Raw genomic sequence first — 19,883 nt, 5'->3', positions numbered from 1 at the left:
TAAACGCTCAGCGCACGAGACGGCGGCGCGTCGCCGTTTCAGTGTCCCCCGAATGATAAAATCCGCGGATGAAAAAACTCGTCATCCTGATTTCCGGACGGGGAAGCAACATGGAAGCTATCATTCGCGCCTGCGCGGACGAAGGCTGGGCGGCGCAAGTCGCGGCTGTGATTGCCAACCGTCCTGACGCCGCGGGCCTTGCGTTCGCTGCGTCGCACGGCATTGCCACGGCGGTGGTCGACCACCGCCAGTTTCCCGATCGCGACAGCTTCGACGCCGCGCTGGCGCAAGAAATCGACAGCTTCGCGCCTGATCTCGTCGTGCTCGCCGGCTTCATGCGGGTGCTCACGGCCGGTTTCGTCGACCATTACGCCGGGCGCATGCTGAACGTGCATCCGTCGCTGCTGCCAAGCTTTCCGGGCCTGAAAACCCATCAACAGGCACTTGACGCCGGCGTGCGGCTGCATGGCGCGTCGGTGCATTTTGTCACGTCGCAGCTGGATCACGGGCCGATCGTCGCGCAGGCGGCCGTCCCCGTTGAGGCCGGCGACACCCCCGCCACGCTCGCCGAACGCGTGCTGGCAACTGAACACATTATCTATCCACGCGCGGTGCGCTGGTTCGTCGAAGGGCGTCTTGCTCTCGACGGCTTGCGTGTCACGCTTACGCCGCCGGAGCCGCAATGGCTCTTTGCCGGTCACACCGCCGGAGAGGGCGCATGAGATTACATGGTTTTTTGATTGGACAAACCGAGACTTTGCTGGCTGAAGTCCTGAAGCTGAACGGTCCGGCCGACGCCACGACGAGCCGCTTTTTCCGCGCGCATCCGAAGCTCGGGCACGGCGAGCGCGGCGTGATCGCCGAGGCGGTCTTCGCCGTCCTGCGCCGCCGGATGGAATTCGCCCATCTGGCCGAAGGCGGCGCGGGCAGCCCGGCGCGCCGCATGGCCTTGCTGGGACTGATGCAAACGGCCGGCCGCACGGCCCTCAAGCCGTTCTTGTCGGACACCGAATCGCACTGGCTCGAACACGTCGCGAAGATCGACCCTGAAAGCCTGCCGCTGCGGATTCGCCTGAATCTGCCCGACTGGATCTATCAGGCGCTCGCGAAGCGCTTCGAACCTGCGGAACTTGCGCAGCTGGCCGCCGCGCTGAATTATCCGGCGCCGCTGGACCTGCGCGCGAACCCGATCAAGGCAAGCCGCGACGACGTGCTGAACGCGCTGTCGAAGGCAGGCATCGAAGGTGGCGCGACGCCTTTCGCACCGTTCGGCGTGCGGGTGGTCGGCAAGCCGCCGCTGACCAAGCTCGACGCGTTCCAGCACGGCTGGGTCGAAGTTCAGGACGAGGGCAGCCAGTTACTGTGTTCGCTGGTCGCCCCCAAGCGCGGCGAAATGATCGTGGACTTCTGCGCGGGCGCCGGCGGCAAGACGCTGGCACTGGGCGCGGCGATGCGTTCCACCGGGCGTCTGTACGCCTTCGACGTCTCCGAGCGGCGTTTGGCCAAGCTCAAGCCGCGCCTCGCGCGCAGCGGGCTGTCGAACGTGAATCCGGTGCTGATCGACAGTGAACACGACGCCAAGATCAAGCGTCTGGCCGGCAAGATCGACCGCGTGCTGGTCGACGCGCCGTGCAGCGGCCTCGGTACGCTGCGTCGTAACCCGGACCTGAAGTGGCGCCAGTCGCCGGAATCGGTCGCCGAACTGGCGCCGAAGCAGGCGTCGATTCTGGCCAGTGCCTCGCGTCTGGTGAAGAAGGGCGGCCGTCTCGTCTACGCAACCTGCTCGATTCTGGAAGCGGAAAACGAAGCCGTCGTGCAGCAGTTCCTCGCCGACCATCCGGACTTCGCCTTGGTGCCGGCGCGCGACGTGCTCGCCGAGCAGCGCATCGACCTGGAAATGGGCGATTACCTGTCGCTGTGGCCGCACCGCCACGCTACCGACGGCTTCTTCGCAGCCGTGCTGGAACGCCAGAGCTAAACGCAACCGGCTGGCTGCCGGCGCAAACGGGTTTCTTTTCTGAACTGAACCCCGCTGCTCCGGCGATTTCGGCGACATCATGCAAAACCGCATTTTTCCTCATATGTTCGGCGACCTCGCGCGCGACTTCGGCCAGCCGGTGATGCTGTGGCAGGTCGGCGTCCTGCTCGTGACGCTCGGCATTGCCTGGCTGCTCGCGCGCCTGTTGCGCCGCACCCTCGATCTGCGGCGCCAGACGCGTTACCAGACCTTGCGTTTCGGCGCGGAAAGCCTGAACCGCGCGTTCTTTCCGCTGATTGGTGCGGCGTTCGTGTGGCTTGCGCAGGCGATCACCGGCCCGTTCATGCACACCGCGCTGCTCGATCTGGCGCTGGTGCCACTGTTCGGTATCGGTCTGATTTACATCGTGTTTTTCTTCGCACGGCGGGTTTTCAGTCAGGACGGCTCGAACCATCCGTGGCTGTTCCTCGTCGAGAAAATCGTTTCGCTGGTCGTCTGGATCGGCATGGTGCTCACCGTGATGGGCATCCAGGACGACGTGATCACCTGGATGGGCAGTGTGCGCTTCCGGGTCGCGAATGCGCACATGACGCTGCTTTCGCTTACCACGGGGCTTCTGTGGGTGTGTGTGACGATGATCGTCGCGATGTGGCTCGGCGCCACGTTCGAAGACCGTCTGATGCGCTCCAAGACGCTCGACGCCAACCTCAAGGTGGTGGTGGCGCGAGTCGGGCGCGCTGCGTTCGTGCTGGCGGCGGTGTTGATCAGCCTGTCGCTGGTCGGAATCGACATCACGGTGCTGGGCGTGTTCGGCGGCGCGCTGGGTGTCGGGCTCGGGTTCGGCTTGCAGAAGATCGCCAGCAACTACGTCTCGGGCTTCATCATCCTGATCGACCGCTCGCTGCGCATCGGCGACACCATCAATGTCAGCGGCTTGCAGGGCATGGTCACGCAGATCCGCACGCGTTATACGGTGGTGCGCGGCCTCGACGGCATCGAAACGCTGATTCCGAACGAAAAGCTGATTACGGACGTGGTGCAGAACCAGTCGTCCTATTTGACGCGCGGCTACGCCAAGGCGGCCGTGCAGGTCGCCTACTCCACCGACGTCGAGCAGGCGATGGCGTTGCTCGCCGAGGCCGCACAGGGCGTCGCGCGGGTGCTGCAGGAACCGGCGCCTACGCCTTATCTGGTTGGTTTCGGCCCCGACGGCATCAACCTCGAACTGGGTTTCTGGATCGAAGACGCGGCAACAGGCACGTCAGGCGTGCGCTCGGCCGTCAATCGCAACATCTGGCGTCTGTTCTCCGAACACGACATCGCAATTCCTTTCTCGCAACGCGAAGTGCGAATCGTCGGCAACGTCAGCGACGCCATGCCGCAAGCGGTAACAATGACTGCTCCCGTGGCCAATCAGGCCGACAGCGCCCACTGACGGGCACTTCGAACCCGCCGGCGGGTCCAAAAAAGACCGCCAGCGCGTTCCATCTGGTTGATACCGCACAAAAAATCCCTATTTGTTACAAACACTTGGAACGCTTCAAGTAGAATATCGTCCAATCCCGCTGTATGCTTTCACTTTCTTGACACGCGCATTTCGCGTGTGTCTGGCGTCTCTTGTTCCACAGGTAAATTGCCTTGTTGAATTCCTTGCTCGATTTCCTTGCTCACGGTTTGCTGCACTTCTCGTGGTGGCAACTTGTGCTGTACACGCTGGTCGCGACGCACATCACGATCATTGGCGTAACGGTCTATCTGCATCGCTGCCAGGCGCACCGTGCGCTGGAGCTGCATCCGATCGTCAGTCATTTTTTCCGTTTCTGGTTGTGGATGACCACCGGTATGCTGACCGGCCAATGGGCCGCGATTCACCGTAAGCACCACGCCAAGTGCGAGACCGAAGAAGATCCGCACAGCCCGCAAACGCGCGGCATCTGGAAGGTGCTGCTCGAAGGCGCGGAACTGTACCGTTCCGAAGCCAAGAATGAAGAAACGATGCGCAAGTTCAGTCACGGCACGCCGAATGACTGGATGGAACGCAACGTCTACACCAAGTACCCGATCTTGGGCGTGAGCCTGATGATGGTGCTGAATGTCGCGCTGTTCGGCGTCGTCGGCCTGACGATCTGGGCCGTGCAGATGGTGTGGATCCCGTTCTGGGCAGCAGGCGTGGTGAACGGCCTCGCGCACTGGTGGGGCTACCGCAACTTCAACTCGTCGGATGCCAGCACCAACATCTTCCCGTGGGGCATCATCATTGGCGGTGAAGAGCTGCATAACAACCACCACACGTATGCGACGTCGGCCAAGCTGTCGAACAAGTGGTACGAGTTCGACATCGGCTGGATGTACATCCGCATCATGTCGGCGTTCCGTCTGGCCAAGGTGAAGAAGATCGCGCCTACGCCGCGTCTGACCACTGGCAAGCTGGTGCTCGATCAGGACACGTTGCAAGCCGTGCTGGCAAACCGCTACGAAGTGATGGCGCGTTACGGCAAGGCGCTCAAGCGCGCATATCGCCAGGAACTGGCGCATCTGAAGGAAGTGGGCGCGCGCGAGAAGTATCAGGTGATGCGCGGTGCGCGTAGCTGGTTCCACAAGGAAGAAGCGGGTCTCGATGAACCGCAGAAGCGCCAGTTGCCGCAGATCTTCGCGAACAGCCAGAAGCTCAAGACCTACATCGACATGCGCAATGAACTGGCGGCGATGTGGGAGCGCTCGAATGCGTCGCGTGATCAACTGCTGATTCAGTTGCAAGACTGGTGTCATCGGGCGGAACAGAGCGGTATCAAAGCACTGCAAGACTTTGCGATGCGCCTGCGCCGTTATGCCTGATCGTATGCCTGAGCGCGAAATCTATTAAAATTTCGTTACGTCACAAAACCCCGCGTTGGCGGGGTTTTGCTTTTTGGGCCGCGGCAATTTCAACGACACGCGATTGACAGTCCGCGGCGGCAGAGCGAAGGCAGAGGAGATCATGGATCAGCAGACGATCAGGACCGTCGAATACGACCGGCCACAGGCGCAGGGCACGACCTGCGGGATCGGGCAGGCCTGGGCGAAGGTGCCCGACGTGCCGTCGGCGGAACAGAAGGTGGAGTTGAAGGAACGCATCCGCGCATTGCTTAAGCGCGAGAAAGCCGTGCTCGTTGCGCACTACTACGTCGACGCGGAACTGCAGGAACTCGCCGACGAAACCGGCGGTTGCGTGGCCGACTCACTGGAAATGGCGCGCTTCGGCCGCGATCACGAGGCGCAAACGCTGGTGGTGGCGGGCGTGCGCTTCATGGGTGAGACCGCGAAAATCCTGAGTCCGGACAAGCGCATTCTGATGCCGGATCTCGACGCGACCTGTTCGCTCGACCTCGGCTGTCCGGTCGATGAATTCTCGGCGTTCTGCGACGCGCACCCGGATCGCACGGTGGTCGTGTACGCGAACACCAGTGCGGCCGTCAAGGCTCGGGCGGACTGGATGGTGACGTCGTCGATCGGGCTGGAAATCGTTGCCGATCTGCACGCACGCGGCGAAAAGATCATCTGGGCGCCAGATCGGCATCTCGGTAGCTATATCCAGAGCAAGACGGGCGCGGACATGCTGCTGTGGCAGGGCTCGTGTCTCGTGCACGACGAATTCAAGGGCATTGAACTCGATCTGCTGCGCGCCGAGTATCCGGACGCGAAAGTTTTGGTGCATCCGGAGTCGCCGGCTAACGTGGTCGCGCAAGCGGACGTGGTCGGCTCGACCACGCAGTTGATCGACGCCGCGCAAAAACTTGACGCGACGCATTTCATCGTGGCGACCGATCTCGGCATTCTGCACAAGATGCAGCTCGCCGCGCCGGGCAAGACGTTGATCGCCGCGCCGACGGCCGGCAACAGCGCGACCTGCAAGAGCTGCGCGCATTGCCCGTGGATGGCGATGAACGGCCTCGCCAATCTGGCCGAGGTGCTCGAACGCGGCCACAACGAAATCTTCGTCGATCGAGCGATCGGCGAACGGGCGCGTCTGCCGATCGACCGGATGCTCGACTTCGCGGCGCGTCACAAGAAACGCGTGCAAGCCAGCGGCGATCTCGCACGCGACGCGCAACTGTATTCGAACGTGGGAGCGGCGTAATGGGGGCGGTTGAAGGGGCAGTTGAGCGCAATCAGGTCGAGGCGGTGTCGCCGCTGTTCGCGGAGATTCATGCGCAGTATGGCGCGGCATTCGATGCTGCGCTGGCGCGCAACGTCGTCGACGCGCTGGCCGAAGATGTTGGCGCAGGCGATCAGACCGGCCGTCTTGTCCCTGCAGACGACGTGCGTGATGCGCGCATCATCGTGCGCGAAGATGCCGTGCTGTGCGGCGTGCTCTGGTTCAACGCGGTGATGCGCCAGGTCGATCCGCGTATCGATGTGCAGTGGCGTTATCGCGAGGGCGATCGGATGACGGCGGATACGCCGGTCTGCGAGCTGCGTGGCCCTGTCCGTGCGCTGTTGACTGCGGAACGCAATGCGTTGAATTTCCTGCAACTGCTGTCGGGCGTGGCGAGCGCAACGTGCCGCTATGTCGACGCAATCGCCCACACCCAAACGCGCATCCTCGATACGCGTAAGACCCTGCCGGGCTTGCGGCTCGCGCAGAAATACGCGGTGCGTGTGGGTGGCGGTGCGAATCAGCGGCTCGCGTTGTACGACGGCATTCTGATCAAGGAAAACCACATCGCTGCAGCGGGTGGCGTCGGTGCCGCAATGGATGCGGCGCTCGCGCTGAATGCGGGCGTGTCGATCCAGATCGAAGTCGAAACGCTGGCGCAGTTGGAAACCGCGTTGGCGCATCGCGCCCAATCCATTCTGCTGGACAACTTTTCGTTCGACGCGATGCGTGAAGCAGTGCGTATCACGGCAGGGCGGGCGGTGCTGGAGGTGTCTGGCGGTGTGAACTTCGAGACGGTGCGTACCATCGCGGAAACGGGTGTCGACCGCGTGTCGATCGGTGCGCTGACCAAAGATGTGCGTGCAACGGATTACTCGATGCGAATCGTGTAAGCCGCACGCCTAAGCGTTCGCCATCCATGAAAAAGCCATCGCTGGGAAACCGGCGATGGCTTTTTCACTTCAGCTTCAGAAATCACACGTTGCGGTTACGCACATGCTCCGGCGACAGCACCGTCGGCAGCGCTTTAGGCAACGTGGCCGGCCAATCGCGGCTGAAATGCAAGCCACGGCTTTCACGCCGTGAGCGAGCACCTTCGACAATCAACGACGCCACGTCGACCAGATTGCGCAATTCAAGCAAATCGCGGCTCACCTTGAAGTTCGCGTAATACTCGTGAATCTCGTCACGGAGCAAGGCAAGCCGATGCTTGGCCCGGGCGAGCCGCTTGTCCGTCCGCACAATGCCGACGTAGTTCCACATCAAACGGCGCAGTTCATCCCAGTTGTGCGCGACCACCACTTCTTCGTCCGGATCGGACACACGGCTTTCGTCCCAGTCAGGCAGCGGCGCGTGGACGGCGGCGCTGAAGCCTTCTTCCTCGATGGCTTGCGCGGCGGAGCGCCCGATCACAAGACACTCGAGCAAGGAATTGCTGGCAAGCCGGTTCGCACCGTGCAGGCCTGTGCATGACGTTTCACCGACCGCATAGAGGCCCGCGAGATCAGTCCTGCCGGCCAGGTCAGTCACGACACCGCCGCACGTGTAGTGCGCGGCGGGTACAACCGGAATGGGCTCTTTGGTGATGTCGATGCCGAATTCCAGGCAGCGGGCCAGAATCGTCGGGAAGTGCTCGCGCAGGAATTCGGGCGGCTGATGGCTGATGTCGAGATAGACGCAATCGATGCCGCGTTTCTTGATCTCGAAGTCGATCGCGCGCGCGACGATGTCGCGCGGCGCGAGTTCGGCGCGCTCGTCGTGGTTCGGCATGAAGCGCGTGCCATCCGGGAGCTTCAGAATGCCGCCCTCGCCGCGTACGGCCTCTGAGATCAGGAACGACTTCGCATAAGGGTGGAACAGGCAGGTGGGATGGAACTGGATGAATTCCATGTTCGACACGCGGCAGCCGGCGCGCCAGGCCATCGCGATGCCGTCGCCGGTCGCGGTGTCGGGGTTGGTGGTGTACAGATAGACCTTGCCGGCGCCGCCGGTGGCGAGCACGGTATGCGGCGCTTCGATTGTGACGGTGCGGCCGCTTTGCAGATCGAGTGCATACAAACCGTGGCAGCGACGCCCCGGCAGACCCAGACGGTCGGACGTGATCAGGTCGATCGCGTAGTGGTCCTCGAGCAGGGTGATGTTCGGATGGCGGCGTACACGTTCGCTGAGCGTGGTGACCACTGCATGGCCCGTTGCATCCGCAGCATGAATGATCCGGCGATGGCTGTGGCCGCCTTCGCGTGTCAGATGAAAGCCGAGTTCGGCGGCGTCGTCTTTGGTGAACGGCACGCCTTGCTCGATTAGCCATTCGATCGCAGCGCGCCCATGCTCAACGATAAAACGCGTCGCCGTCTCGTCGCACAGGCCGCCACCGGCGATCAGCGTGTCGCGCACGTGGTTTTCGACGCTGTCTGCCGAATCCAGAACGGCGGCGATCCCGCCTTGCGCCCAATCGCTCGCGCCTTCGGTCATCGATCGCTTGGCGACCACCGCAACCCGCCGGGTCTCCGCGAGGTTGAGCGCGACGCTCAAGCCCGCCAGACCGCTACCGACAATCGCTACATCGAATTCCATCGCCTGCATCTCCGTCTTTCGTTTTGCCGTGACGCCATGCTGTGTGCATGCCGCTAAAACGAGAAAGGATACGCGTCGCAACGAATGAGGGAAAGCTGGCCGAACGGGATAAGACTGTCCTGGCGGCGAAATGACAGCTAAAGGGCAGCTAATCAGCGCGATATTGGGACGTTGAAAACAAAAAAGCCCCGCACGAATGCGAGGCTTTTTTGCAAATCTTTTTGCCTTCGTCAGGCAGGAGCCAAGATTTATTTAATCTTGGTTTCCTTGTAGTCAACGTGCTTACGGACGACCGGATCAAATTTCTTGATCAGCATCTTTTCCGGCATGTTGCGTTTGTTCTTCGTCGTCGTATAGAAGTGACCCGTGCCTGCGGTCGATTCCAACTTGATCTTGTCGCGTGCGCCTTTCGCCATGATTTACTCCTTAGGCTTCACCGCGTGCGCGCAGATCTGCGAGCACAGCGTCGATACCGTTCTTGTCGATCAGGCGCAGGCCGGCGTTCGAAACGCGCAGACGCACCCAACGGTTTTCGCTTTCCACCCAAATACGGCGGTTTTGCAGGTTCGGCAGGAACCGGCGCTTGGTTTTGTTGTTCGCGTGGGAAACGTTGTTGCCGCTCATCGGCGCTTTCCCAGTTACTTGGCATACGCGTGCCATGAGAGCACTCCTAATACGCTAATTCTGAGTTCGAACGCCGTGAAAGTTTCCCGAAAAGAGCCGCGCTGAGAGTTTATTGAAACTCGAGGCACGTTTCCTTTCCGGAACGCCTTGGTGGCTTCGGAACAGGGGGTTGGAAATAGGCAAACCGGAATTCTAGCAGAAAAAAAGCCGCAAAATCAAACCTTATTTGCGATGCCGAACTCGGCACAACGTTGCCGCGACCCTGGTTCGCACCGTGTCACGGCCAGCCGGCGCGGGCAAAGGAGTATGTGCGATCCGCGCCGATCACCAGATGATCGATCAATTGGACGTCGATCAGCGCAAGGGCTTCGCGCAGCGTATGCGTCAGCCGGCAGTCGCTCGCGCTCGGCTGGACGGCGCCGGAAGGGTGATTATGCGCGACGATCAGGCTGGCCGCATTCAGGCTCAACGCCCGCCGCACGATTTCGCGCGGATAGACGGCCATGCGCGTGAGCGTGCCCCGGGCGCTCTCCTCGCAGCGGATCAGCCGGTGGCGGGCGTCGAGAAAGAGCGACACGAAGACTTCGTGGGGACTTCCGCCGATGCGCAGGCGCAGATAGTCTTGCACGGCTTCGGGCGAGTTCATCAGCGAGCGGTCACGCATTTTATCGACCAGCGAACGCCGCGCCATTTCCATGATGGCAATCAACTGGGCCTTTTTCGCCGGCCCGATGCCGCGCAGGCCGTCGAAGTCCGAGTAAGTTGCGTCGAGCATGGCGCGTAGCGAGCCGAAGCGGTCGAGCAGTGTGCGCGCCACGTCGAACACGTCGTGGCCGGGCAATCCTGCGCCAAGCACCAGTACGATCATTTCGGTGTCGGACAGGACGCCCGGCCCTTCCTCGATCAGCCGCTCGCGCGGCATGTCGTTTTTGTGCCATTTGCCGCGTACAAGCGAGCGGGCAGGGTGGGCGGCGCCGTTCGCGGTGGCGTCCGCGGAGCTGACGCCGGCTGCGGCCGCGGTATGACCCGTTGTGGCGCCAGCGCGTGGCGACGCCGGGGCGGGTGCAGCGGGTGCGGCGATGGCGGGCGCGACGACGGGCGCGATGGGCTCCGGCAAGGCCGTTTCAAGTGCGGCTTCGTCTATCGTGCAGGCATAGTCGGCCATATAGATATGCATCCTCCAGTTGGGGTTTGTGGCGGCGCGCGGTGCGCGGCCGAGCCGCGATGCGCGCGACGGAGCCAAGCCGCCGCCCGCTATGTGGCTTACAATAGACGCTTTGCGCACGGCACCCCGAGGGTTTGCCACGCGCGTCAACTGCGGCGCCAACTGCGCCCGCGGCGCACGCGTGCAGCGCGCTTCGACTGAGCGAGCATTGCATGAGCATCATCGACATTTCCGAAGTGAAGCCCGGTTCACACGTCACGCTTCATTACCGGCTTTCCCTTGCCGATGGCGCCGAAGTCATCAATACGTTTACCGACAAGCCGGCCACGCTGTTGCTCGGCGCGGGTCAACTGGCGCCGCCGCTGGAAGATATTTTGCTGGGTTTGAAGGTGGGCCACCATTCGACCTTTCAGCTAACGCCGGGTCAGGCGTTCGGTCCGCGCAATCCGGAGCTGATCCAGCGGGTTTCGCTGGCCACGCTGCGCGAAAACAGCATGATCGGCGAGGATTTTTCGCCGGGTGACCTGGTCGAATTCAACGCGCCGGGTGGCGGCCGCTACGCGGGCGTCCTCAAGGAAGTTGGCGAGACGTCGGCGTTGTTCGATTTCAACCATCCGCTTGCCGGCCAGGCGCTGGCGTTTGAAGTGAAAATCATCGGGATTCTGTAAACATGAGCATCACGGATACGACTCTTGCCGAAACCGAGATCCTGCTGGCGCAGCCGCGTGGGTTCTGTGCCGGCGTCGATCGGGCCATTGAAATCGTAGAGCGGGCCATCAAGCTGCACGGCTCGCCGATTTACGTGCGCCACGAAATCGTCCATAACGCCTATGTCGTCGAGGATTTGCGCAAGAAGGGCGCAATCTTCATTGAGCAACTGGAAGAAGTGCCGGCTGGCAATACCGTCATCTTCAGCGCGCATGGCGTGTCGAAAGCGGTGCGTTCGGAGGCCGAGTCGCGTGGCCTGCGGGTGTACGACGCCACCTGTCCGCTCGTGACCAAGGTGCATATCGAAGTCGCGAAGATGCGCCAGGACGGCTTCGACATCGTGATGATCGGCCACAAGGGCCACCCTGAAGTCGAGGGCACGATGGGGCAGGCGGGCGAAGGCATGCATCTGGTGGAAGACATCAAAGACGTGCTGGCCTTGCAGTTGGCCGATCCCGAGCGGATCGCGTTCGTGACGCAAACCACCCTGTCGGTCGACGACGCAGCCGAGATCATCGGCGCCCTGAAGGCGAAATATCCCGCGATCCGCGAGCCGAAGAAGCAGGACATCTGCTACGCCACGCAAAACCGCCAGGACGCGGTCAAGTTCATGGCGCCGCAATGCGACGTCGTGATCGTGGTTGGCAGCCCGAATAGTTCGAATTCGAACCGGTTGCGCGAGCTGGCCGAAAAGCTTGGCGTGCCTTCTTATATGGTGGACTCGCCGGACCAGATCGATCCGGTGTGGGTTGAAGGCAAGCGCCGGATCGGCGTGACGGCGGGCGCCTCGGCGCCGGAAGCGCTGGCGCAAGCGGTGATCGGCCGGTTGCGTGAGCTCGGCGTGCGCAACGTGCGTGCGCTCGAAGGCATCGAGGAAAACATCGCGTTTCCGTTGCCGCGCGGGCTGGGTCTGCCTGCCTGACAATCAGCCGACGTTTCTGAAAGGAAAGCGCGCCCGAGGGCGCGCTTTTTTTACGCCCGCAAAATCGTGAGCCCGCAGAAAATAAAGTGCCAGATCAGTGTATCGAGCCGTTTTAAGTGTCCTCCCACACAAATTCCTTTGAATTGTGATTTGGCTTTTAATCAATTTTTCGATGATGTGGCCCCGTTTAAATCGTATCAAACGCGTTGCCCCGATTTTTGGCGCACTAAAATAGTGCGCGCGTCCTGATATCAATGGAAACGTAATACTTAACGCGAACCACGGTGCAATCAGGGATCGGGCCAGATCGCTGCAACACTTGATGCCATTGGGCGCAGCGATGGTGCAACTGATGCACGAAAAACAGTCGCAACCCGGTTGCGCCTTTTGCGGAATTCCTCTCTCAAAATAAGGTTGCAATGCAGGAAAACCCCACCGTTTCAACAATATTGCCCGTCGCATAATTGGAGTTACAATGCGCGCGTTCTCAAGGCCTCCGGGTCCCGAACAATAGATTTTGCAAGGCGCAGGAGACCTACTTAATGCGAGTCAAGTTTGCTTACGCCGTGTCCATCGTGACCGCGGTTGCGATGTTGACCGCGTGCGGCAAGAAACAGGATAGCGAGGCGGGAGCAGGTGCATCGGCTGCCACGGCGGCAGCGGCACCGGCGAGTGAAACGACTGTCGTGAAAATCGGTCATGCGGCCCCATTAACGGGGGGTATTGCGCATCTTGGCAGGGACAATGAAAACGGCGCGCGTCTGGCGGTCGAGGAAATCAATAAGCAAGGCTTGACCATCGACGGTCACAAGATCCAGTTGGAACTCGACGCACAAGATGATGCCGCGGACCCGAAAACGGGTACGGCGGTCGCTGAAAAATTTGTCGACGATCATGTTGTCGCCGTGGTCGGGCACCTGAATTCAGGCGTCTCGATTCCCGCGTCGAAGATCTATAGCGATGCCGGGATCGTGCAGATCTCACCGTCGTCGACAAATCCGGGGTACACGCAGCAAGGTTTCAAGACGACTTATCGGGTGGTCGCGACCGATGCCCAGCAGGGCCCGGCGCTTGCCAACTACGCGACGAAAGTGCTCGGCGCGAAACGCATCGCGATTGTCGACGACTCGACCGTATATGGTAAGGGACTGGCCGACGAGTTCGCGAAGACAGTACAGGCGAGCGGGGCGAAGATCGTCGCGCGTGAAGCCACGAATGACAGGGCTACGGAGTTTCAGGCCGTCCTTAGAAAGATCAGGAGTGTTCAGCCGGACGTGATCATGTTCGGCGGCATGGACGCAACGGGCGGGCCGTTTACCAAACAGGCGGCGGCGCTCGGTATCAGGGCAAAAATCCTTGGCGGCGACGGCGTGTGTACCGACAAGGTGGGTGAGCTGGCGGGAACCGCCGTGCAAAACCTGGTCTGTTCGGAGGCAGGACTCGCGCTTTCGAAAATGGACAAGGGAGCGGACTTCGAAAAGAAGTACGTCGACCGCTTCCACACGCCGGTGCAGATTTACGCACCGTTCACGTATGACGCTGTGTACGTGATTGTCGATGCAATGAAGCGCGCTAATTCGATCGAGGCGCCCAAGGTGCTGGCTGCGATGCCGTCCACCGATTACAACGGGGTAATCGGTCACATCGCGTTCGACGACAAGGGTGATTTGAAAGAGGGCGCCATTACGCTTTACGACTTCAAGGACGGCAAGAAAGCGGTTCTCGACGTCGTGAAGAAGTGATGACGGGATGTAGCCTGACGGCACCGAAACCACCCAACGGTGCCGTTTTTGCATCCGCCATCGGCGAGTCCCCGACTGCATCCCAGTCGTAAGACGAACCGGATAGCGGATAACCCTTACCGGTCTTTTACATCAGTACCCGCAGTGCCGTTGAGATTGGCGTACCGCATCACCGCCCACCGGCTGATGAAGAACGCGAATCCAGTCGCACGGGCTAAGGAGCATTAAATGGATATCTTCATCCAGCAGGTCCTCAACGGGCTGGTGCTTGGCAGCGTTTACGCCATCATCGCACTGGGCTATACGATGGTTTACGGCATCTTGGGCATCATCAACTTCGCGCATGGCGATGTGTTGATGGTGGGCGCGATGGTTGCGCTCTCGGCCATAGGCGTGCTTCAGAACCACTTCCCCGGCCTCGGCAACGTGCCGACGCTCATCATCGCGTTGATCATCGCGGCAGTGGTTTGCTCGCTGGTCGGCTACACGATCGAGCGCGTGGCCTACCGGCCGTTGCGTAAAGCACCGCGTCTCGCCCCGCTGATCACCGCGATCGGCGTGTCGATCCTGCTGCAAACCCTCGCGATGATGATCTGGTCGCGCAACCCGCTGCCGTTCCCGCAGCTGTTGCCCACCGACCCGATCAACGTGATCAAGGCCACCGACACGACGCCTGGCGCCGTGATCTCGATGACCGAAATCGTGATCATGGTCGTGGCGTTCCTCGTGATGGGCGGTCTGCTGTTGCTGGTTCACAAGACCAAGCTGGGCCGCGCGATGCGTGCGATCGCTGAGAACCCGGGTGTCGCCAGCCTGATGGGCGTGAACCCGAATTTCGTGATTTCGGCGACCTTCATGATCGGCTCGGCGCTGGCCGCTCTGGCCGGCGTGATGATCGCGTCCGAATACGGCAACGCACACTTCTATATGGGCTTCATCCCGGGTCTGAAGGCCTTTACCGCGGCGGTGCTGGGCGGGATCGGCAATCTCGGCGGGGCCATGGTGGGCGGCGTGCTGCTCGGCCTGATCGAACAGTTGGGCGCCGGCTACATCGGCAACCTTACGGGCGGTGTGTTCGGCAGTAACTACCAGGACGTGTTCGCATTCATCGTGCTGATCATCGTGCTGGTGTTCCGTCCGTCGGGCCTGCTGGGCGAACGTGTTGCGGATCGAGCATAAGGAGTAGACAGACATGACATCAATTCAACCGATCGAGCCGTCCACGACGCTCATCCCTGAAAAGAACCTGACGAAGACGCTGACCGTCGGCATCATCACCGCGATCTTCGTGATCGCGGCGCCGATGATCATCGGTGCCGCTGGCGGCAACTACTGGGTCCGCGTGCTCGACTTCGCGATGCTGTACGTGATGCTGGCGCTGGGTCTCAATGTGGTGGTCGGCTTCGCCGGCCTGCTGGACTTGGGCTACATCGCGTTCTACGCGATCGGCGCGTACACCGCGGCGCTGCTGAGTTCGCCCCACCTGACCTCGCAGTTCGAGTGGATCGCGCACCTGTTCCCGGGCGGCCTGCATACGCCGATCTGGATCATCGTGCCGATTGCGATGGGGCTCGCCGCGACCTTCGGCGTCCTGCTCGGCGCGCCGACCTTGCGTCTGCGTGGCGACTACCTCGCGATCGTGACACTGGGCTTCGGGGAGATTGTGCGGATCTTCATTAACAACCTCGACCGTCCGGTCAACATCACGAACGGGCCGAAGGGGATCACCGGCATCGCTCCGGTGTCGGCAGGCGGCTTCAGCCTCGCGCAGACACACACGTTCCTCGGGTTTTCGTTCCCGTCGGTGTACATGTATTACTACCTGTTCGTGCTGTGCGCGCTGTTCGTGATCTGGACCTGTACGCGTTTGCAGCACTCGCGTATCGGCCGTGCATGGGCCGCGATCCGCGAAGACGAAATCGCCGCCAAGGCGATGGGTATCAACACCCGTAACGTGAAGCTGCTGGCCTTTGCAATGGGCGCGTCGTTCGGCGGCCTGTCGGGCGCGATGTTCGGTTCGTTCCAGGGCTTCGTGTCGCCGGAATCGTTCACGTTCTGGGAATCGGTCGTGGTGCTGGCGTGCGTGGTGCTCGGCGGTATGGGCCACATCCCTGGCGTGATTCTCGGTGCGGTGCTGCTCGCCGTGTTCCCGGAATTCCTGCGCTCGACCATGGGTCCGTTGCAGAACATGATCTTCGGCCATGAAATCGTCGATACCGAAGTGATCCGTCAGTTGCTGTACGGCCTCGCGATGGTCGTGATCATGCTGTACCGCTCGGAAGGCCTGTGGCCGTCGCCGAAGCACGAAGACAAGATTGCGAAACTGGCGAAGCGCGCTGGCAAGAAGCCGGTGCGCGCCTGAGGCCCGCAGGGAGAAATCATATGAGCGATAACGTAAACAACGGCGTCGGCAGCGATCAGATCCGCCTGTCGGTTAAGGGCGTCAACAAGCGCTTCGGCGGCCTGCAGGCACTGTCCGACGTTGGCCTGCAAATCAAGGCGGGCCAGATTTATGGCCTGATCGGCCCGAACGGTGCCGGCAAAACGACCTTCTTCAACGTGATCACGGGTCTGTACACGCCGGATTCGGGCGAGTTCAAGCTCAACGGCACGGAATACACGCCGACCGCCGTCTATCAGGTGGCGAAGGCGGGTATTGCGCGTACGTTCCAGAACATCCGTTTGTTCGGCGGCATGACCGCGCTGGAAAACGTGATGGTCGGCCGCCACGTGCGCACGAAGCATGGCCTGATCGGCGCGGTGTTCCAGACGCCGGCCGAGCGCAAGGAAGAGCGCGAGATCAAGGAACGCGCAGTCGAACTGCTGGAATACGTCGGCATTGCGCAGTATGCGGACTACACGTCGCGCAATCTGTCATACGGTCACCAGCGCCGTCTGGAAATCGCCCGCGCACTGGCAACGGATCCGAAGCTGCTCGCACTGGACGAACCGGCTGCCGGCATGAACGCAACGGAAAAGGTCGAGCTGACCAAGCTGCTCGACAAGATCCGCAGCGACGGCAAGACGATTCTGCTGATCGAGCACGACGTGAAACTGGTGATGGGTCTGTGCAACCAGATGACGGTGCTCGACTACGGCAAGGTGATTGCACAAGGTCTGCCTTCAGATGTGCAGAAGGATCCGAAGGTGATCGAAGCTTATCTGGGTGCGGGGGTCCACTAATGGCAACGGCAATGTTGAAAATCAAGGGCCTGCAGGTCAATTACGGCGGCATCCAGGCAGTCAAGGGTATCGATCTCGAAGTTGCGCAGGGCGAACTGGTCACGCTGATCGGCGCGAACGGCGCGGGCAAGACCACGACGATGAAGGCGATCACGGGTCTTAAGCCGTACTCGGCAGGCGACATCGAGTACATGGGTGAGTCGATCAAGGGCATTCCGGCGCACGAACTGCTCAAGCGCGGTCTCGCGATGGTGCCGGAAGGCCGCGGAATTTTCTCGCGCATGTCGATCGTCGAGAACATGCAGATGGGTGCGTATCTGCGCAACGATACCGACGCCATCAAGGCAGACGTCGATCGCATGTTCGGCTTTTTCCCGCGGCTGAAGGAACGGGCGACGCAATACGCGGGCACGCTCTCGGGCGGCGAACAGCAGATGCTGGCGATGGCGCGCGCGATCATCAGCAAACCGAAGCTGTTGTTGCTGGATGAGCCGTCGATGGGTCTGTCGCCGATCATGGTCGAGAAGATCTTCGAAGTGGTGCGGGCGATCTCGGCTGAAGGCATGACGGTGCTGCTGGTTGAGCAGAACGCGCGTCTCGCGTTGCAGGCGGCGAACCGCGGCTACGTGATGGACTCGGGTCTGGTGACGATGTCGGGTGACGCGAAGCAGATGCTGGATGATCCGAAGGTGCGGGCGGCTTATCTGGGTGAATAAGCTGGGTGAATAAGCCGGACTAAGTTTGCCTCAGCCGTAAAAAAGGCCGCATGCGCTTCAATCGCGCATGCGGCCTTTCTCAATTCAGGCGATTGCCTGCGCTTAAGCCGCCGGCGTTTCCGCCAGTTCGCCCAATCGTTTGCCGAGACTGATCACGGCATCCGCGCGATAACCGAGCGCTTCATAGAACGCGCGCACATCGGCCTTCGCGGACAGCACCTGCAAATTCAGCTTCGGGCATCCACGTTCGGTCAACGCGTTTTCGACATGTGCGACCAGCCGCGTGCCGATGCCGTGACGACGCAACGATTCATCTACCGCAAGCGAATACAGCCAGCCTCGGTGCCCGTCGTAGCCGCCCATCACCGTGCCGACGATACGCTCGCCGAACACCGCGACAAAGAACAGTTCCGGTTGCGTCGCCAGCTTGTTGGCGATCGACAGATGCGGATTGCGTTGCGGCCTTGTCACGTCCCGATACTCGGGGAACGCTTCCTGCCACAGCGCGACCACGGCATCGGTGTCGCTCGCGTCGAAGCGGCGGATCGATAGCGTTGCGCTCGTCGTCATACGCGCTTTCCTGTGTGATTACAGCGTGTCGAGAATTGAACGCAGCATCGCCATCATCTGGTCGATTTCTTCGTTCGTGACGTTCAGCGCCGGCATGAAACGCAGCAGGTTCGGACGCGCCGCGTTCAGCAGCAGGCCGTCGGGTTGCATCACGCGCGCCTTCTCGACGATCTGGTTGCCGATGTCCTTGCCGAGCAGCAGGGCGCGCAGCAGACCTTCACCGCGTTCGCCTTCGAAACCGCGTTCTTCCGACAGTTCGAGCAGCTTCGCGCGCAGATATTCGCCGCGCGCACGCACGTCTTCGAGGAAACCCGGCGCCGTCAGTTGCGAGATCACCGAGTAACCGACCGCGGTCATCAGCGGATTGCCGTTGTACGTACCGCCCTGATCGCCGGCTTCGAACACAGCAATGTCGGCCTTCGCCAGCAGCGCCGCGAGCGGCACACCGCCGCCGATGCCCTTGCCGAGCGTCATGATGTCCGGCTCGATGCCCGACAACTCGTAGGCGAATAGGGTGCCGGCACGGCCACAACCGCTTTGCACTTCGTCGACGATCAGGAGCAGGTTGTGCTTTTTAGTCAGCGCGCGCAGTTGCTGCATAAATTCGCGTGTGGCGGGAATCACGCCGCCTTCGCCCTGAATCGGTTCCAGCATCACCGCGACGGTCTTCGCATTGATCAGCTTTTCAACCGACGCGATGTCGTTCAGATCCGCTTTCGGGAAGCCCGGCACTTGCGGTGCGTAGATCGTGTCCCAGCCCGGTTTGCCACTTGCCGACATGGTGGCGAGCGTGCGGCCGTGGAAGCTGTGATCGAACGTGATGATTTCGAACGCGCCGTCCTTGAACTTCTTACCCCACTTGCGCGCGAGCTTGATTGCGCCTTCGTTCGCTTCGGCGCCGCTGTTCGCGAAGAACACCTTGTCGAAACAGCTATGCTGGGTGAGCAATCCGGCGAGCTTCGCCATCGGCTCGTTGTAGAAGGCCGGCGACGGATTCAGCAGCAGCTTCGATTGCGTGTTCAGCGCTTCGATCATGCCGTCGTTGCAATGACCGAGGCTGTTGACCGCCCAGCCCTGGATGAAGTCCAGATATCGCTTGCCGTTATTGTCGTAGAGCCACGAGCCCTTGCCGTGCGTGAAAACGATTTCGGGCCGGTTCGTGATGTACATCAGCGACTCGATCGGGTACTCATTGAAATTCATGACGGCAAGCTCCAGACAGCGGGGTGAAGGGTGAGTGAGCGGCTGGCCTCAAATGAAGCAGCGGCCGGTGAAAACAAAAAAAGCAAACAAAAAAGCCACGGCATGCCGTGGCTTTCATGATTCGAACTGCTTGCGCCTTTGTGCGGCGCGAATCCGTGACGAAGCCAGCGGCGCCCCTAAGGGAGCGGCGAGCGGCGACGTCGGAGTTCGGACTGGATGCGGTTCATGCGCGAAAGAATACGACAAGGAAAGCGCTGGTGTAAACCATGAATTTGCACAAATTCGCGTCAACGCGGATTTATGCAAGTCTGCCAGCGTGCCTGTTTCGTTTTGATGAACGGGTTGATCTGATGACGATCAACC

The 19,883-nt window shown here is 61.2% G+C and carries 20 protein-coding genes; 14 read left to right on the top strand and 6 right to left on the bottom strand.

All coding sequences use genetic code 11. The features are described from left to right. The first annotated feature begins 68 nt into the window (after positions 1-68). From purN to nadC, 6 genes are all read left to right on the top strand, one after another. Positions 69-722, top strand: a complete 654-nt coding sequence (purN, locus tag P3T25_RS30050; protein WP_093638893.1) for a phosphoribosylglycinamide formyltransferase — start codon at positions 69-71, stop codon at positions 720-722. Continuing rightward, positions 719-1,978, top strand: coding sequence for an RsmB/NOP family class I SAM-dependent RNA methyltransferase (locus tag P3T25_RS30045; RefSeq protein ID WP_154565873.1), 1,260 nt, complete (start codon positions 719-721; stop codon positions 1,976-1,978). The genes purN and P3T25_RS30045 overlap by 4 nt, the downstream gene beginning before the upstream one ends. A gap of 79 nt (positions 1,979-2,057) precedes the next feature. Continuing rightward, positions 2,058-3,413 carry a mechanosensitive ion channel family protein gene (locus P3T25_RS30040; protein ID WP_154565874.1) on the top strand — a complete coding sequence of 452 codons (1,356 nt, stop codon included), beginning with the start codon at positions 2,058-2,060 and terminating at the stop codon, positions 3,411-3,413. A 203-nt stretch (positions 3,414-3,616) separates the two neighbouring features. Further along, on the top strand, positions 3,617-4,813 hold the full coding sequence (locus tag P3T25_RS30035) for a DesA family fatty acid desaturase (RefSeq protein ID WP_154565875.1): 1,197 nt from the start codon (positions 3,617-3,619) through the stop codon (positions 4,811-4,813). Positions 4,814-4,955: 142 nt separating this feature from the next. Continuing rightward, positions 4,956-6,095: a quinolinate synthase NadA gene (gene nadA, locus P3T25_RS30030; RefSeq protein WP_154565876.1), complete on the top strand. Its 1,140-nt coding sequence runs from the start codon at positions 4,956-4,958 to the stop codon at positions 6,093-6,095. Next, positions 6,095-7,006 (top strand): carboxylating nicotinate-nucleotide diphosphorylase, encoded by a 912-nt coding sequence (gene nadC / locus P3T25_RS30025; protein ID WP_429360501.1) that lies wholly within the window; start codon positions 6,095-6,097, stop codon positions 7,004-7,006. The genes nadA and nadC overlap by 1 nt, the downstream gene beginning before the upstream one ends. 82 nt (positions 7,007-7,088) lie before the next feature. Here the strand turns inward: nadC and nadB are convergent, their stop codons facing one another. The 4 genes from nadB to radC all read right to left on the bottom strand — a co-directional run bounded on the left by nadB (position 7,089) and on the right by radC (position 10,476). Next, a complete protein-coding gene (gene nadB / locus P3T25_RS30020; RefSeq protein WP_154565878.1) occupies positions 7,089-8,687 on the bottom strand; it encodes an L-aspartate oxidase in 1,599 nt (532 codons plus the stop codon). Positions 8,688-8,935: 248 nt separating this feature from the next. Then, the gene (gene rpmG / locus P3T25_RS30015; RefSeq protein WP_006050116.1) at positions 8,936-9,103 is read right to left on the bottom strand and encodes a 50S ribosomal protein L33; all 168 of its coding nucleotides are present in this window, start codon (positions 9,101-9,103) and stop codon (positions 8,936-8,938) included. Positions 9,104-9,113: 10 nt separating this feature from the next. Then, the gene (rpmB, locus tag P3T25_RS30010; RefSeq protein ID WP_007180631.1) at positions 9,114-9,347 is read right to left on the bottom strand and encodes a 50S ribosomal protein L28; all 234 of its coding nucleotides are present in this window, start codon (positions 9,345-9,347) and stop codon (positions 9,114-9,116) included. Between the two features lie 241 nt (positions 9,348-9,588). Next, complete coding sequence (gene radC, locus P3T25_RS30005; RefSeq protein ID WP_429360499.1) at positions 9,589-10,476, bottom strand: RadC family protein; 888 nt, start codon at positions 10,474-10,476, stop codon at positions 9,589-9,591. Between the two features lie 212 nt (positions 10,477-10,688). On the opposite strand from radC, the gene P3T25_RS30000 reads away from it, so the two are divergent. The 7 genes from P3T25_RS30000 (at position 10,689) to P3T25_RS29970 (ending at position 17,747) form a co-directional block, all read left to right on the top strand. Next, entirely contained in the window at positions 10,689-11,144 is a 456-nt protein-coding gene (locus tag P3T25_RS30000) for an FKBP-type peptidyl-prolyl cis-trans isomerase (protein WP_042321518.1), read from the top strand. 2 nt (positions 11,145-11,146) lie between these two features. Next, entirely contained in the window at positions 11,147-12,106 is a 960-nt protein-coding gene (gene ispH, locus P3T25_RS29995) for a 4-hydroxy-3-methylbut-2-enyl diphosphate reductase (protein WP_154565879.1), read from the top strand. Between the two features lie 542 nt (positions 12,107-12,648). Continuing rightward, entirely contained in the window at positions 12,649-13,848 is a 1,200-nt protein-coding gene (locus P3T25_RS29990; RefSeq protein ID WP_266237507.1) for a branched-chain amino acid ABC transporter substrate-binding protein, read from the top strand. A gap of 228 nt (positions 13,849-14,076) precedes the next feature. Beyond that, a complete protein-coding gene (locus P3T25_RS29985) occupies positions 14,077-15,027 on the top strand; it encodes a branched-chain amino acid ABC transporter permease (RefSeq protein ID WP_266237509.1) in 951 nt (316 codons plus the stop codon). A 13-nt stretch (positions 15,028-15,040) separates the two neighbouring features. Beyond that, positions 15,041-16,210: an ABC transporter permease subunit gene (locus P3T25_RS29980; RefSeq protein WP_171926115.1), complete on the top strand. Its 1,170-nt coding sequence runs from the start codon at positions 15,041-15,043 to the stop codon at positions 16,208-16,210. 20 nt (positions 16,211-16,230) lie between these two features. After that, entirely contained in the window at positions 16,231-17,031 is an 801-nt protein-coding gene (locus P3T25_RS29975; RefSeq protein WP_266237511.1) for an ABC transporter ATP-binding protein, read from the top strand. After that, a complete protein-coding gene (locus P3T25_RS29970) occupies positions 17,031-17,747 on the top strand; it encodes an ABC transporter ATP-binding protein (RefSeq protein WP_093638918.1) in 717 nt (238 codons plus the stop codon). The genes P3T25_RS29975 and P3T25_RS29970 overlap by 1 nt, the downstream gene beginning before the upstream one ends. A gap of 102 nt (positions 17,748-17,849) precedes the next feature. Here P3T25_RS29970 and P3T25_RS29965 read toward each other — a convergent pair whose 3' ends face one another. Together P3T25_RS29965 and P3T25_RS29960 are read right to left on the bottom strand one after the other, a co-directional pair. After that, positions 17,850-18,317: a GNAT family acetyltransferase gene (locus P3T25_RS29965; RefSeq protein ID WP_154560825.1), complete on the bottom strand. Its 468-nt coding sequence runs from the start codon at positions 18,315-18,317 to the stop codon at positions 17,850-17,852. Between the two features lie 18 nt (positions 18,318-18,335). Next, positions 18,336-19,520 carry an acetylornithine transaminase gene (locus P3T25_RS29960; protein WP_154560826.1) on the bottom strand — a complete coding sequence of 395 codons (1,185 nt, stop codon included), beginning with the start codon at positions 19,518-19,520 and terminating at the stop codon, positions 18,336-18,338. A 67-nt stretch (positions 19,521-19,587) separates the two neighbouring features. On the opposite strand from P3T25_RS29960, the gene P3T25_RS29955 reads away from it, so the two are divergent. Further along, positions 19,588-19,854 carry a hypothetical protein gene (locus P3T25_RS29955; RefSeq protein ID WP_154560827.1) on the top strand — a complete coding sequence of 89 codons (267 nt, stop codon included), beginning with the start codon at positions 19,588-19,590 and terminating at the stop codon, positions 19,852-19,854. The last annotated feature ends 29 nt before the right edge of the window (positions 19,855-19,883 follow it).

It is taken from the genome of Paraburkholderia sp. GAS32, from assembly GCF_050434225.1.
Classification (GTDB): domain Bacteria; phylum Pseudomonadota; class Gammaproteobacteria; order Burkholderiales; family Burkholderiaceae; genus Paraburkholderia; species Paraburkholderia madseniana.
This window is presented reverse-complemented; position numbering and strand designations above follow the sequence as displayed.

What these genes read in the sequence shown, in the direction of transcription:
- P3T25_RS29970 (WP_093638918.1), top strand. Translation starts at nt 17,031, where the DNA reads ATGGCAACGGCAATGTTGAAAATCAAGGGCCTGCAGGTCAATTACGGC.
- nadA (WP_154565876.1), top strand. Translation starts at nt 4,956, where the DNA reads ATGGATCAGCAGACGATCAGGACCGTCGAATACGACCGGCCACAGGCG.
- purN (WP_093638893.1), top strand. Translation starts at nt 69, where the DNA reads ATGAAAAAACTCGTCATCCTGATTTCCGGACGGGGAAGCAACATGGAA.
- P3T25_RS29975 (WP_266237511.1), top strand. Translation starts at nt 16,231, where the DNA reads ATGAGCGATAACGTAAACAACGGCGTCGGCAGCGATCAGATCCGCCTG.
- nadC (WP_429360501.1), top strand. Translation starts at nt 6,095, where the DNA reads ATGGGGGCGGTTGAAGGGGCAGTTGAGCGCAATCAGGTCGAGGCGGTG.
- P3T25_RS30000 (WP_042321518.1), top strand. Translation starts at nt 10,689, where the DNA reads ATGAGCATCATCGACATTTCCGAAGTGAAGCCCGGTTCACACGTCACG.
- P3T25_RS30040 (WP_154565874.1), top strand. Translation starts at nt 2,058, where the DNA reads ATGCAAAACCGCATTTTTCCTCATATGTTCGGCGACCTCGCGCGCGAC.
- P3T25_RS29985 (WP_266237509.1), top strand. Translation starts at nt 14,077, where the DNA reads ATGGATATCTTCATCCAGCAGGTCCTCAACGGGCTGGTGCTTGGCAGC.
- radC (WP_429360499.1), bottom strand. Translation starts at nt 10,476, where the DNA reads ATGGCCGACTATGCCTGCACGATAGACGAAGCCGCACTTGAAACGGCC.
- P3T25_RS29980 (WP_171926115.1), top strand. Translation starts at nt 15,041, where the DNA reads ATGACATCAATTCAACCGATCGAGCCGTCCACGACGCTCATCCCTGAA.
- ispH (WP_154565879.1), top strand. Translation starts at nt 11,147, where the DNA reads ATGAGCATCACGGATACGACTCTTGCCGAAACCGAGATCCTGCTGGCG.
- rpmB (WP_007180631.1), bottom strand. Translation starts at nt 9,347, where the DNA reads ATGGCACGCGTATGCCAAGTAACTGGGAAAGCGCCGATGAGCGGCAAC.
- rpmG (WP_006050116.1), bottom strand. Translation starts at nt 9,103, where the DNA reads ATGGCGAAAGGCGCACGCGACAAGATCAAGTTGGAATCGACCGCAGGC.
- P3T25_RS29965 (WP_154560825.1), bottom strand. Translation starts at nt 18,317, where the DNA reads ATGACGACGAGCGCAACGCTATCGATCCGCCGCTTCGACGCGAGCGAC.
- nadB (WP_154565878.1), bottom strand. Translation starts at nt 8,687, where the DNA reads ATGGAATTCGATGTAGCGATTGTCGGTAGCGGTCTGGCGGGCTTGAGC.
- P3T25_RS30045 (WP_154565873.1), top strand. Translation starts at nt 719, where the DNA reads ATGAGATTACATGGTTTTTTGATTGGACAAACCGAGACTTTGCTGGCT.
- P3T25_RS29960 (WP_154560826.1), bottom strand. Translation starts at nt 19,520, where the DNA reads ATGAATTTCAATGAGTACCCGATCGAGTCGCTGATGTACATCACGAAC.
- P3T25_RS29990 (WP_266237507.1), top strand. Translation starts at nt 12,649, where the DNA reads ATGCGAGTCAAGTTTGCTTACGCCGTGTCCATCGTGACCGCGGTTGCG.